We start from the raw sequence: 13,411 nt of genomic DNA, 5'->3' as shown, positions 1-13,411 counted from the left end.
CACTCTTGTCTCCTCGGTCCCCACTGATGGGGTGGCTGGCCGTGGTCTCGGTGATGCTGGGAATCTTTGTCATCGTCACTACCGAGATCCTGCCGATCGGTCTGCTGACCTCGATCGGATCCAGCTTCACCGTCTCGGACGGGATGGCCGGCCTGATGATGACCATGCCGGGCTTCCTGGCGGCGATCTCCGCCCCACTGGTCACCGTGGCCACGGCACGGTTCGACCGCCGACTGATGCTGTGCGTCTTCATGCTCTTACTGGTGCTGGCGAACTTTCTCGCCGCCGCGGCACCCGACTACTGGCTCGTACTGACCTCCCGGATCATGGTCGGGATCACGATCGGCGGCTTCTGGTCGATCGGAGCCGGGTTGGCGGAGCGACTGGTGCCGCCGGCCTCGGTGGGCAGGGCAACTGCTGTGATCTTCTCCGCCGTGCCGCTGGGTTCCGTCCTCGGCGTGCCGATGGGCACCCTCGTCGGGGATCTCGCCGGATGGCGCATCGCCTTCACCGCGATGGGAGCTCTGACGGTCGGCGTACTGGCCATGCTGCTCCTGTTCGTTCCGCCGCTTCCGCCGGTCCATGCCACCCGGCTGGGCGTGCTCAGCGGGATGCTCCGCAGCGCCAAGACGCGCTTCGCGCTCCTGCTGACGTTCCTTGTCGTGCTGGCTCACTTCGGCACGTACACCTACGTGACACCCTTTCTGAAGCAGGTCACCCATGTCGGCAGTGGTCTGATCACCACATTCCTGCTGCTCTACGGTGCCGCCGGCATCCTCGGCAACTTCCTGGGCGGCGCCTGGGCGACCCGGTACCCGCGGACCGTCTTCGGACTCGGGGCCGCCCTGATCGCCGCGGTCACCCTCCTGCTTCCGGCGTTGGGACGCGGGGAGGTCGGCGCGGCGATGCTGCTGATCGTGTGGGGCATCGCGTACGGCGCCGTACCCGTCGCGTCGCAGACCTGGTTCTTCAAGGCGGCACCGCAGTCCCCGGAAGCGGCATCGGTCCTGTTCACCGCGTCCTTTCAGGCAACGATCTCCATGGGCGCGCTTGCAGGAGGAGTCCTCCTGGACCGCACTTCGCCGTCCGCGGTCATGCTGCTCGGTGGTTGTACGGCAGTGCTGATGGTCCTGGTAGTAGGGGCGCGCCGCGTCGGGCCGGACGGCAGCGAGCGGTCCTGATGACCTTCCGCCCCACGCTCAGTGCGCACGAGGCTCAGCGCGCACGAGGCCGCCGGTCGTTGCACAGGCCGGACGGCGTCACCATCGCGGTAGTCGTCCGAGGAGACGTCCGATGAGGGTTGGGGCCCGCGTGACCCGGTACCCCGCGACGTCATCTGAAACGGCCACTGGCCCGTCCTGGCGTCCCAGTCGGCCCGGGAGCACTCACGCGTGGCGCCTGATGGTCCTGCGGATCCAGTCCGTGTAGGCGGGGACGTTGGTGTAAAGGCCCGGACCCGCCGAGCACGCGACTCCGGAGGCGCCGGGACCCGAGGTGGTACCGATGAGCTCCCACCGTCCCCACCGGTCCCTCTGGAGTTGCGGTCCGCCGGAGTCCCCGAAACAAGCCATCGCCACGGGCACACGGCTGACCGTGCACAGCCGGGTCCTGTTCGCGTAGCCGGGATCGCACTCGGAGGCGCTGCCCGTGCGCGTCTCGAGCTCCTGCAACCGCTCCGCGAAGTGCAGTTCGGTGTCGATGGTGGTTCCGAACCCCAGGATGCGGGTCGGCGTTCCGGGCTGCCCGACCCGCTGAGCGATCCGGACGGGCTCCTCGGAGACCGGGCGATCCAGACGGACCAGCGCGATGTCGTCTTGGTTGGGCGCCTTGCCTTCACCATTCGCGTAGCCGGGATGGACGACGATGCGTTCGATTGCTCGGACGGTTCCCCCGGACTTGCGCTCCTCGCTGCCGATCCGGACGAACCCGTCAAGCTCCAAGCCCTCGCCCTGGACGCAGTGAGCAGCAGTCAGCACCCATTGGGGATCGATCAGAGACGCGCCGCAGTTGCCGTCGTACACCCCTTGAGTCGGGGCCGATTCCGGGATCACCGCCATGAACGGGTAACGCTCGGTGGCATCCGTTCCGTTGACGATTGCTTCCGCCCTGTCGGTCATCAGGGTGGTGCACAGGGCGACGGCGAGAGCGCCGACGGCGGTGGCGTGCGCCCCGCGGCGCGCGACGGACTGCGAGCTGAACATGGAAGGCCTTCCCTTGGGAATCCGGTGTGTCCGTCCACCCTGCTCGGTTCAAGATCCACCGGACATCCTGGCAGCGCCCCGGTTTCCGTGGGGTTTCCCCCCGCACGTTTCTCGACCGACCAACGGGGGTTAACCCCCGTTCCGTGCGAGGGGTGGCCTCTGCGGGAAGTCGGTGGACCGCCCCAGCGCGGGTGACCCATCAGCACACGAAGATCATTTCATCGGCGCGGGAAGCCGCCGCAGGCAAGGAGTGATCAACATGCACGGGCACAGGACGAGGATCGGTCGGCGAGGACTGCTCACCCTCACGGGAGTGGTCACCGCCACGGCACTCGCCACCACGATGGCCTCCGCGGCACCGACCGCGCGGGCTACATCGACCATCGCGCGGGCGACCGCGCCCATTGAGCGGGCGACCGCGACCACCCCCAGTGCATCAACCGCCTCGACCGATCGCGTCGCAGCAGGTCGGGAAACGGCAGTCGTACGGTCCCTGGAAGGCATCGCACATCCGCTGCGCTCCACCGACCCCGCCGGCCCGACCGCAGACCTCCGGGCGCTGAGCGGAATGGTCGGGGACGCGAAGGTGGTGGGGCTCGGCGAGGCCACGCACGGGTCGCACGAGTTCTTCGCCATGAAGGAACGCGTCTTCCGGCACCTCGTCGAGGAGCGAGGCTTCACCACCTTCGCCCTGGAGATGAGCTGGTCGGCAGGGCTGAGGATCGACGAGTACCTCCAAGGCGGTCCCGGTGACCCGCGGAAGATCGCGGAGGAGACCCTGGCCGGATCCCCCTGGGAGCGGGAGGAGTTCGTCAGCCTGATCGGCTGGATGCGCGAGCACAACCGTCGCCACCCCGACCACCGGGTCCACTTCATGGGCGACGACCTCGGAGCGCCGAAGCTCGGCGACCACATCTTCGAGCGCGTGCTGTCGTCCGTCCGCGAGAGCCGGCCCGAGGCGCTGCCCCGGCTCACCGAGCTGTACGGTCGGCTGCGCCCCTTCGACGACGTGTTCGCCTACCTGCGCAGGCCGGTCGCGGAACGCGAGGAGAAGGCCGCGCGAGCCCAGGAGGCACTCGACCTGCTCGCCGGACAGGAGAAGGACGGCGATGAGGACTACGCGTGGACGGTGCAGCACGCCCGGAACATCGCGCAGACCTTCGCCTTCGCCACCGTCGACCTCACCGACGCGGCCTCGGTCACCGCCGCCGAGCGTCTACGCGACCAGGCCATGGCCGACAACGTGCTGTGGTGGCAGCGCCACAGCGGCCACAAGATGCTGCTGTCCGCCCACAACGGCCACGTCGGATACGTCTCCACCCATCCGGACACCTACCCGCGGACCCAGGGAGCGGTGCTCCGCGACCGCCTGGGCCGCGACTACACCGCGATCGGATTCAGCTTCGCCGGCGGCTCCTTCCTGACCAAGGACACCTCACTCGACGGAGACTGGGAGCCGGTCACCGTCCCCGCCGCGGTCCCCGGGATGAACGAGCACACCCTCGACCGTGTCCGACACCGGGACTTCTACCTCGACCTGCGGACCGCCCGCACCCCGGCCCGCGCCTGGCTCGACCGCACCCGCCCGGTCTACGACGCCGGCTCGACCTTCACCCCCGACCCCCTGCCCACCCTCTCCCTCGGCCGCGCCTACGACATCCTCATCCACCTCCACCAGGTCCGCGCGGCCGACAAGCTGGCCTCACCGTCGTACGAGCCGACCGACTGACCAAGCCGACCGGGAGGCGCCGCCTGGCTGCGCCGCCTGGAGCTGGGGGAATCCGAGTGCACGGGCGGATGCTGCGGCTTCCTGACCGTGGTCGTGCAGCGGTTCGGTGAGATCGTTCAGTGGTCGGACTGGGAGGTGCCGTGGCTGTCCCCGCTCGTGCCCGCCCCCTACCCGCCGCCTGATCTCCACTTCGACGCGCATCAGTACGACGCCGAAGCGGCCCGCGCCGAGGGGGACCGCTGGTGGCAAATGTACGCGTAGCCCGCTACGGCTTCCGGCTGCTCCCGCCGGCTGGGGGCCGGGCGCGCCACGGGGAAAGTGCGATGCGTCCGGCTCCCCGTACGCCTGGGGACGGTCCCGGCTGGCGCACCCGGCCGACGCGGCGACTCGCTATGCCCTCAGGGGACCGAGCATCCGCTCTTGTCGTGGTGCCTTCGCGGCAGGCGTCACGACAAGTCGGCTGCGCTTTCGGGGACGAGATCCTTGGGCGTCGGGTGCCCTGGACTGTCGGCCTGGGCGGCGGCGCGCAATGCCGCATCCACCCTGCGGTTGCTGGTCATGGACGCCGTGACGGCCGTCATCGCCAGGAGAAGGACGCCGGCGGCGTATAGCGGAGTCCGGATGTCGTAGGTGGTGGCCAGCCAGCCGCCGAGGAGGGCTCCGATGGGGGCGGCGCACATGGCCAGCATGCGGGAGGTGGAGGCGACACGGCCCATGAGGTGGGCCGGGACGATCGCCTGACGGAGGGAGGGCGCGAGCACCATCGTGGCGCCCATACCGGCTCCGCAGACGGCGAGCGCGAGACCGGCGGCGTACGGGTTGGGGGCGGCGGCCAGGCCGAGGATGGCAAGTCCTTCGACGGCGGCCGTGCAGGTCAGTGCGGTACCGGTGCCGAGTCGTCGGCCGAGGAAGGAGGCGATGCCCGCGCCGAGCAGGCCACCGGTGGCTTCCGCCGTGAGGAGCAGGCCGAAGCCGTAGGTGTCGATGCCGAGGCGGTCGTGCGCGAAGAGGGCGAGGACGGTCTCCACGGCGAGGAAGGCGATGTTCCCGACCGCCGGGCGGAGCGCGAGCCCCAGCAGCAACCGGTTCCGGAAGACGTACGAGGCCCCGGCCCGCGCCTGCCGGAGCAGCGACTCGCGGACCTCCGGCACGGGCCGGGGCATGGCGGGCAACGTCCGTACGAGCAGTGCGGAAAACAGGAACGACACCGCGTCGGCGAGCAGCGGAAACGCCCGCCCGAGCGCGAGCAGCGCACTGCCCGCAGGTGGCCCGGCGAACCCGGACATGGCGGTCTGGGCGCCGCGCAAGCGGGAGTTGGCCCGCTCCAGGAGCGCGGGGTCGCGGCGGAGCAGATCCGGCAGATAGGCCGTGGCGGCGGTATCGAAGAAGAGCCCGCCGAGGCCGAGCAGGAAGGCGACGCCCGCGAGCAGCGGAATGCTCAGGACGTCGAGCACGACCGCACCCACGGGTATCACGAGCAGCACCGCACGCGCCGCGTCCGTCACCCACATCGTGCGCCGACGGTCCCACCGGTCCACCAGCGCGCCGCCGAGCACCCCGAAGAGCAGCCACGGCAACGTCCCCGCAGCTGCGACGACGGCGAGCGCCATCGGATCCCGCGTCAACGTCAACGCGAGCAGCGGCAGCGCGGCGTGCGTCACTCCGTCACCGAGCGAGGAGACCGTCTGCGCGGTCCACAGCCGCCCGAATCCGGTCGGCAACTTCTCTGCCCCTCTGCTCACTTGGAACCCCCGTTCGCCTGCCCGCGCGGCGCCGACCGGAACAGCGCGAAGGCGAGGGACACGTCCGGCAGCGACGGATCCGACAGCTCCCGGTACTCGTCCGCCAGAGCGTCCAGGCGCGCCCCCAACTCTGCGAACTGCTCCTCGGTGAGCCGCAGATGCGCCATCCGCACATGCCGCTCGCTGTCCACCGGCGACGCCTCCAGATCCGCCACCACATGCCGCATCAGCACATCCGGCCCTCCCTCACCCGGATCCGGCAACACGATCCCCCGCGCCGCCATCGCGTAGTACCGCTCGGTGACCCCCCGCACCTTCCTCGTCCGCACCACCTTCACCAGGCCGGCCCGCTCCAACAACCGCACGTGATAGCTGGAACTCCCCTTCGCCAGCCCGACCCGCTCGGCGATCTGCGTGATAGTCGCCGGCTCGAAGCGGAGCACGGCCATGATCCGGTGACGCGTCAGATTCGAGACGGCACGCAGCTGCTCGTCCGTGGTGACGTGAAACGTCTCGGGAAGATCATCAGTAGGCATGCGCCCAATGGTCAACGATTCTTGACCATTGGGCAAGGGGTTTTCGCGCGGCCATTCAGGACCTGCCGTCCGGTGCACGGGGATTTCTGTCACAGTGCTCTATTTGCTCCCCGCGTGCGCGGGGGGTGGTCCCGGGCTGTGGCTCGCCGGTACGTACGAGCCCGCTCGCTCCCCGTCGCCTGCCATGCGTCCGAGTGGACCAGGCTGCCTTGTACGGCAGGGGCAGTCGCGGCTTTCCTGGCTCGAGTCCTGCCCACTCCCCAAGATCACAACAGGTGGCTGACAGATGACCCACTGTCAGCGGCCTGCTCTACATTGATCGGTTGCGCGGAAAGCGCACGACCGACCAGGGGAGGGGGCTTCGGCCTTGCCGTTCGTCAAGGGGTACACCAAGCAGGACGGAACAGTGGTCCAGGCGCACTGGAGGGCGCCGGCCGGCACGAGTCGGCAGACTGCGCTGGCCATCGGGATCGTGGCCGCCGTATTCGTCTTCGGCGGCTCCGGCACCCCGGCGGAGAGTGGAACGGGCGCGGAGCGGTTACCGACACCGCGGTCCTCATCGCCCGTGACATATCCGATCAAGTGGCCGGGCTGGGAGAAGCCGACGCCCCACCCGGCCCCGGCCGTTACGTATCCGATTCGCCGGTCGGGGTGGACGGAGACCGCCCCGCGTCCGAAGCCGACAGTGTCGTACCCCATCAAGTGGGACCGCAACGGAGACGGTCGATGAGCCGACGCCCGGCCCGACGCCCGGCCCGACGCCCGGCCCGACGCCCGGCCAGGCGGCGGTCGCGGCAGGCCGACAGGACAGGACAGCTCTTCCTCATCCTCGCCGGGCTGGTCATCGCGGGCGCCGCCCTTGCGGCAGTGGTGGACTTCGTGCGCGCGTACCCGTGGGTTCCGGCCGTCTTGGTGCTGCTCGTGGTCGGCGCGGCGGCGGCCTGGCTGGTCAGCCGGCGGCGAGCCGCCCAATGGGAGCAGGTGCGCTCCCAAGGGCTGCGCTACGCACTGACACAGCTGGACGCCCTGCATCACCGGCAGTTCGAGCACGCCGTACGGGACCTGATGCAGCGCGACGGGTGCACGGACGCGGTACAGGTCGGTGGTGCCGGGGACAACGGAGCGGACGTCAAGGCCACCGACCCGTACGGGCGGCGCTGGGTGATCCAGTGCAAGCACCGGCGGGCCGGCCTGTCCGGAGCCGCGGTGGGCAGCCCGGACCTCCAGGTGCTCAATGGCACCGGCCGTCCGGTCCACAAAGGCGACGTCGTCGTACTCGTCACCAACGGCAGGTTCTCGAAACCGGCCGTAGACTTCGCCCGCTCCCAGCGCCTGCACCTGGTCGACCGCACCATGCTGGGCGACTGGGCGAGCGGATCGCGACCCTTGTGGGAACTGCTGCGGGCTGTGCCACCACCTCGTCGACCCCCGTCTGGCTGACTGGATCTCGTACGAAGCGCCCGGGGAGCATACTTCCGGGGTCGCCCTGGTCGCCCTGGCCGACTGGTCGGCTCGTCGGGACGACCCCGTGCAGTAACCGTGCAGTGCGCTGCAATGCGCTGCAATGCGTAGAAAAAGAGCAGGCGTTGGGCGGGGAGGCGCTGGTCCACAGTCGAGTACCAGCCGTGGCCCCTGGTCCGGGAGTGCTCAGTGTGGCGGCGCGGTTTCGGTAGCGAAGCCGTGGAGGAGGGCTCCGGTGGTGTCGGGGTCCTCGAGCATGGGGGTGTGGCCGACTCCGGCGAGGATCTCGATGCGGGCGTGGGGGACTGTGCGGTAGCCCTGGGCGGACGAGGGACGCCAGCGATGGTCCTGGGAACCGAAGATCACCAGGGTGGGCAGTCCGAGGTCGGCGAGCCGCTCGGGGATGGGCCGTTCCTTCAGGTACGCGCTGGACGCTTCATCGGTGGCGGTGAGGCTGCGGTAGGTCATGCCCCGGACGTCGGCGATGACCTGGTCAGGGACCGTCACGTCGCGGGTGAAGGCGGAGCTCAGCGCGGTACGGATGGTGCCGTCGGTCCGCAGGCGCCAAATGAGTTGCGACACCACCGGCGTGGACATCAGCTGGGCGGCGAAGCTGTCGCCGGTGTACGCGTCCAGCCGCGGGCCGGTGTCGACCAGTGCGATCGCCTCCACCAGGTCGCGGCGCTGCTCGACAAGCGCGGTGGCGACGGCACCACCGGTGGAGTGCCCGACGACCGTCGCGCGGTGCACCCCGATCTGGTCGAGCGCGGCACCGACCCGGCGCGCCTGCTCCGCCATGCCGTAGCCAGCGGCCGGTTTGGCCGAGCTGCCGTGCCCGAGCAGGTCCACCCGCACCACGTGCAGGTCCCGCAGCGCAGGCAGGACCGAGTCCCACCAAGCTGTCGAGCCGCCGAGGCCGTGCAGGAGAACCACCGTGGGCGCATCGGGCGGCCCGTCCTGGGCGACATGCAGGTCCCCGCCGGGAATGCGCACGATCTGGTCGCCGGAGGCCCCGGCCGTCTGGCTGAGCACGGACACCGTATTTCCCACCAGGAGGAGCGCCAGCGCGCCGGCGACCAGCAGGGTTATCCGCCATCGGCGACTCCGCGCCCACCGTCTGCGCTGGACGTTCGGTGCCGCGTCGGGGCGGCGGCTGGCGCGTTTGGTGTGCGGGGTGGTCGTCTCGTCCATGGCTCCTCCGTCGGTCGGTGCGGTGCGCCGTCACTCTCGCGTTGGTGGGCGCGGGACGTATTGGAGAAATGTCGCGTAGCGCAAGGTGATCGTGGTCGTGGTCGTGGTCGAGGTCGAGGTCGAGTCGGGTGCCGAGCCGCTCGTACCGCCGAGGCAGGCAACCTGATATCCGGACGCCAGAGCCCCCGCTGCCTGCGAGTCGCGTGACCGTCACGGGTGACCCTGGTGCCCGCGTCTACATCGCCGGGTTTCGCATGCGTGGTGACAGCCCGACCGACACTACCCGGTGCGTTGCTGTGCAGGACCTGAGTGCGCGTCCAGTACGCGGGAGCCGCTCCGCCTTGCGATGCAGGGCGCCGGACGCACATAAGAACGGCACATCGAGGGTGGCAGAAGGCTGTAGCAAGGGCCGGCGCGGGGCTGGTAGACGCGGCGGTCCCCCTCGCGGCCGAGCCGGAGGACATGAAGTACTGGGCTGGACAGCGCGCCCAGCCGGCTCCGAGCGGCGCCATACCGTACTTGTGCCCCCGGGCGGCGTTAACAGAGGCGGCCGCGGCAGCCGGAAGCCCACTCCAGGCGAGGGTGGAGAAAGGGCGCGATGGATCCGCCGGAGGCCGCGACGATGTGCAGTGGGACGTAGACGCCGCTCTCTCCGCATACGTTCGAGCTCGGCGGCGATCTCCCCGACCGGCTCGTAGGGCGGGTGCGGGTGCAGATGTAGTTGTAGGTGCAGGTCACGCGGAGGCTAGCGATGATGCCAAGGGTGTTCTCGCTGATGTACTCGCGCAGCTGGTGCGCCTGGAGGCCGGTCGTTCGTCGTGCAGGTGGCATCGCCACCATCCCACCTGCGTAGCCTCCCAGACCGGCCAGAATGCCAGACCGACTAGACCGACCAGAACGCCAGACCGAAGCTCAGCCCGCGCCACCGACGGCGTTGCGCTCGGCCGGCGACTGGCGGGACGTCTAGTCTCGGCCTGTGGGACAACCCGATCAGCATGCCGAAGGTGCGGGACCGTTCACGACCCGCCTCACCTGGCAGTCGCCCGGCGGCGGAACAGTCGTCTGGGAATCCCGGCCCGCCCGGCGCCGAGGCCTCATCGCCGTGCATTCGCCCGGCGAAGCCGGCGCCCGTCATGCCAGCGCCGACGACACCGCCCTCGGTCGGCTGCGCAGGCTCAACGCCGTGGCCGCCACCGCCTTCATCATCGGCGGAGCGCTCTTCGCGGCCGGCGCCGCCGTGGCCCAATTCGGCTCCGGCGACGCCACCACCTGCGCCTCGATCTACTTCGCCGGCGGCCTGTTCTTCAACACCGGCGGCTACGTGTCCCTGCTCCAGGTCATCAACGCCCCGCGTCATGTGCCCGGAGGGGAAGGCGCCCTGGTGGCCCGACGGTGGCGGTGGTGGAGCTATGAACCGATGCGGGTCGACTGGCTGAGCGCCTTCGTCTTGTTCGTAGGCACCCTGGTGTTCGCCGTTGACCTGCTGGATTCCTTCCTCCAAGGCCTGACCACCCAGCAGATCAACCGGCTGATCTGGGCACCCGACGTGATCGGCTGTGCGCTCTTCCTGATCTCCGGCCACCTCGCGTTCGTCGAGATCTGCCACGGCCGGCCGCGCATCCGACAGCGCAACCTCGGCTGGTGGATCGTCGCCGTGAACCAGCTGGGCTCCGTCCTCTTCATGGTCTCGGCACTCGCCGCCTACACACGCCCCGCCACCGGCAGCCTGATCAACGCCGACATCGCCAACTGGGGCACTCTCACCGGTGCCCTCTGCTTCTCCGCGGGCGGCGTCCTCCAACATTACGAACGTCCCTGAAGCGGCAAAGGGCAAGCCTGCCGCGTTCACCGCAGTCCCATGGCCCCCATGGCCACATCGTTCAAGACCATCCCGTTGCCGGAATGCGAATGCGTTTCGTGCGCCGACCGGGACAGTCGCGAGAACCTCCAGCCCCAAACCACCAATACGGCATGCTTCGAACGACGCACCCTGCCAACTGAGCCGGCGCCGTGGAGCCCAGCGCGGTGTGAGGCGTACGTGAATGATCAGGCCAGCCCCGACACTCTGATCGCCGTCACCGCGTGTGGACGGTCACGTATGGCCTTGCCCATGAGAATGGACAGCAAATGTTCACAGTCTTGGGAGGCACTCGTCCCAGGCTCTATTCGATGTTTGATGTTCGATGTTCGTGACGTGGGGTGGCGCGGGGCTCTGGGTGAGGCGGCCGCGATGGGCTGTCAGTCCCTTCTGCCAGCATGCTGCGGTGACAGACACACGTGATCAGCGTCCCGCCGAAGCCACTCTCGATTTCCTGCGCTCCGCGTTTCCGTCGGAATGGCGCGAGCCGGCGCTCGGACATGAAGCCGTCGTGGAGTGGGAGCGGGAGAACGGGGTGGTCCTGCCGGAGCCGTACAGGACCTTCATCGCGGAGATCGGCAACGGCTCCAGCCTGGGACCCGCCAGCGACGGCGGTCTTCAGCCGCTCGGCTGGCTGCCCGACACATGGCCCGACCTGGGGCCGAGACAGCCAGGAGAAGTATTCCCTCTGGAGTCGGCGTGGTCCTGGGAAGACGATGAGGGCGTCGACACCGAGGACCCGCGGGTCGATGCCGCATTCAACAAGGGGTCCGTCGTTCTCGGGTCCGAAGACGGGCAGTCGTTCTGGCTCCTGCTGACCGCCGGCCCCCGCCGCGGCGAGGTTTGGATGATCGCCGACGTCGGGGTCACCCCGGTGCCTGACGACCAGGCATGGGGTTTCGAGGAATGGGTGGAGCGCTGGCACGCCGGCAATGAGTGGTGGGACTGAGCGCTCCTTCCCGGGCACCCGCAGGTTGCGGACTGATCGAATTGTTGGTGCCTCCCGAAGTGGGGTTCTGGCTCACTTTCCATTGAGATCGCACGTTCAGTGGCGGTTGTTGGGTGAATGGACGGCGGGGAATTTGCCCAAAATCGGCCCGTACCGGGTGGGGTGTGGCTGACATTTCGGTCTGTGGAAGTGGTGCTTCGACTGGAGGAGTTGCTGTTCCCGTCGATCGCGAACGTGGCGGTGCTGTCGGTCGTCGTGAACGACGAGGCGGTACGCATAGAGGATCGAAGCATGTGGCTGGGGCCGTCTGTACCGGATCGGAAGCTGGTCACGGCGGACTCAGCACCTACCTGCGCTTTCCTGCGGATGTCCCAGCGGTGGCAGACGGGTTGCTCTACGTTTGCGCGTCCGCAGGTTCCGCTGCCCGCTCGTCTCGTGCGGACAGCGGACCTTCGCCGAACGGCTGCCAGGGCTGACGCGTCGGTACAGTCGGCGGACCGAGCGTCCGCGGTCGGTGCTGGCCGCGGTCGGCCACGCGCTCGCCGGTCGGGCTGGTGCCCGCCGGGCGAGCGTCTTCGGCGTGTCTGTGAGCCGCAGCACGGTGCTGCGGCTGGTCCAAACGTTGCCCGATCCCGAAGTTCTGGCCCCGCGGGTGGTTGGCGTCGATGAGTACGCGACCCGCAAAGGGCGTCACTACGGGACTGTCCTGGTCGACGTCGAAAGCCGGCATCCCGTCGATCTGCTGCCCGACCGGGAGGCGTCCAGCCTGGCCGCTTGGCTCGTGAAACGGCCCGGGGCGTAGGTGGTCTGCCGCGATCGTGCACCGTTCTACGCCGAAGGCGTCACGGCCGGGGCACCACAAGCGGTGCAGGTCGCGGACCGGTGGCATCTTTGGCACAACCTGAGCGAGGCCGTCGAGCGGTGCGTCGCAGACCACGGGGATGCCTGCAGGTCCTGGCGCCGATTTCGGCTTGGCCTGCCCCTGAGCAGAAGAAGCTCGGAGACCCCTCAGACTCGCCCTGGCCAAGGGGACATCGCTGACCGCACTCGCGACAAGCACGCGATCGTCCACGAACTGCTGGCAGCCGGGCTCAGTCGGAGGGCGGTTCTCATCTGTACGTGGTGACTCTGCACGTTCACGTGTTCGCCGGCGACAAGGTCAGCCGAAGTTCTCGAACGAGGCACTGATGTTGTTCCACATGAAGGCGTCCTTCCAATCCGGGTGCCCCTTGGCCCAGCCGCTCAGGCCCGCGATCACCTTTTCCTGGGAGAGCGTCCGGGTTTGGTAGTGCTCTGCTGCCGTCCCGTCACGGAATTCCAGTTGATAGGTGTTGTCATCCCTCAGCCACACCTGCACGTACCAGTCGCCGGCCGCCTCGTCGTCGACTCGCTCGACGATGACGAAGGCGTTACCCCGGCCGAGGTTCGCCACCATCCGACTCAGGGCCGCGGGCCCTGGATTCCTCACCTGACGACCGTGCTCGTCTTCCGCTTGCAGCATGACCCGATCATCCTCCGCTGCTCTGACAGCCGCCGAAGACCAACCACACCAGCCCACCTCCGCGGAAGTGATCGAGTCGCCGTCGGAGCATCCGCCGCTGATGAAGCAGGTCGCAGCCCGGATGAGGGCTGGACACGAGGTGGGATATGAGGTGTCCGAAGGATCCGCTGAGCGGCGAGGAGCTGCGGGGCTCACGGGTGGCCGGCGGATCGACGGCCTGGGATGCGACGGTCACCGGCATCC

The 13,411-nt window shown here is 69.0% G+C and carries 13 protein-coding genes; 8 read left to right on the top strand and 5 right to left on the bottom strand.

What is annotated here, in order from left to right; all coding sequences use genetic code 11:
• The first annotated feature begins 26 nt into the window (after positions 1–26).
• On the top strand, positions 27–1,181 hold the full coding sequence (locus ACFCY7_RS12665) for an MFS transporter (RefSeq protein WP_376483927.1): 1,155 nt from the start codon (positions 27–29) through the stop codon (positions 1,179–1,181).
• 204 nt (positions 1,182–1,385) lie between these two features.
• On the opposite strand, the gene ACFCY7_RS12660 is transcribed toward ACFCY7_RS12665, so the two are convergent.
• Complete coding sequence (locus ACFCY7_RS12660) at positions 1,386–2,201, bottom strand: trypsin-like serine protease (protein WP_376483868.1); 816 nt, start codon at positions 2,199–2,201, stop codon at positions 1,386–1,388.
• A gap of 259 nt (positions 2,202–2,460) precedes the next feature.
• Here ACFCY7_RS12660 and ACFCY7_RS12655 point away from each other — a divergent pair, with 259 nt between their 5' ends.
• Complete coding sequence (locus ACFCY7_RS12655) at positions 2,461–3,930, top strand: erythromycin esterase family protein (RefSeq protein WP_376483866.1); 1,470 nt, start codon at positions 2,461–2,463, stop codon at positions 3,928–3,930.
• A 93-nt stretch (positions 3,931–4,023) separates the two neighbouring features.
• Positions 4,024–4,191 (top strand): hypothetical protein, encoded by a 168-nt coding sequence (locus ACFCY7_RS12650; protein WP_376483864.1) that lies wholly within the window; start codon positions 4,024–4,026, stop codon positions 4,189–4,191.
• A 185-nt stretch (positions 4,192–4,376) separates the two neighbouring features.
• Here ACFCY7_RS12650 and ACFCY7_RS12645 read toward each other — a convergent pair whose 3' ends face one another.
• Entirely contained in the window at positions 4,377–5,651 is a 1,275-nt protein-coding gene (locus ACFCY7_RS12645; RefSeq protein ID WP_376483925.1) for an MFS transporter, read from the bottom strand.
• Positions 5,652–5,668: 17 nt separating this feature from the next.
• Entirely contained in the window at positions 5,669–6,208 is a 540-nt protein-coding gene (locus tag ACFCY7_RS12640; protein WP_376483924.1) for an ArsR/SmtB family transcription factor, read from the bottom strand.
• A gap of 726 nt (positions 6,209–6,934) precedes the next feature.
• Here ACFCY7_RS12640 and ACFCY7_RS12635 point away from each other — a divergent pair.
• A complete protein-coding gene (locus ACFCY7_RS12635; RefSeq protein ID WP_376483863.1) occupies positions 6,935–7,648 on the top strand; it encodes a restriction endonuclease in 714 nt (237 codons plus the stop codon).
• Positions 7,649–7,855: 207 nt separating this feature from the next.
• Here ACFCY7_RS12635 and ACFCY7_RS12630 read toward each other — a convergent pair whose 3' ends face one another.
• Complete coding sequence (locus tag ACFCY7_RS12630) at positions 7,856–8,860, bottom strand: alpha/beta fold hydrolase (protein WP_376483861.1); 1,005 nt, start codon at positions 8,858–8,860, stop codon at positions 7,856–7,858.
• A gap of 976 nt (positions 8,861–9,836) precedes the next feature.
• Here ACFCY7_RS12630 and ACFCY7_RS12625 point away from each other — a divergent pair.
• From ACFCY7_RS12625 to ACFCY7_RS12610, 4 genes are all read left to right on the top strand, one after another.
• On the top strand, positions 9,837–10,679 hold the full coding sequence (locus tag ACFCY7_RS12625) for a hypothetical protein (RefSeq protein ID WP_376483859.1): 843 nt from the start codon (positions 9,837–9,839) through the stop codon (positions 10,677–10,679).
• A gap of 445 nt (positions 10,680–11,124) precedes the next feature.
• Positions 11,125–11,667: an SMI1/KNR4 family protein gene (locus tag ACFCY7_RS12620; protein ID WP_376483858.1), complete on the top strand. Its 543-nt coding sequence runs from the start codon at positions 11,125–11,127 to the stop codon at positions 11,665–11,667.
• Between the two features lie 514 nt (positions 11,668–12,181).
• Positions 12,182–12,469 carry a transposase gene (locus tag ACFCY7_RS12615; RefSeq protein WP_376483857.1) on the top strand — a complete coding sequence of 96 codons (288 nt, stop codon included), beginning with the start codon at positions 12,182–12,184 and terminating at the stop codon, positions 12,467–12,469.
• The gene (locus ACFCY7_RS12610) at positions 12,470–12,793 is read left to right on the top strand and encodes a transposase (RefSeq protein ID WP_376483855.1); all 324 of its coding nucleotides are present in this window, start codon (positions 12,470–12,472) and stop codon (positions 12,791–12,793) included.
• A gap of 33 nt (positions 12,794–12,826) precedes the next feature.
• Here ACFCY7_RS12610 and ACFCY7_RS12605 read toward each other — a convergent pair whose 3' ends face one another.
• A complete protein-coding gene (locus ACFCY7_RS12605) occupies positions 12,827–13,168 on the bottom strand; it encodes a hypothetical protein (RefSeq protein WP_376483853.1) in 342 nt (113 codons plus the stop codon).
• Between the last annotated feature and the right edge of the window lie 243 nt (positions 13,169–13,411).

The organism is Streptomyces sp. NPDC056361 (assembly GCF_042262805.1).
Lineage (GTDB): Bacteria > Actinomycetota > Actinomycetes > Streptomycetales > Streptomycetaceae > Streptomyces.
This window is presented reverse-complemented; position numbering and strand designations above follow the sequence as displayed.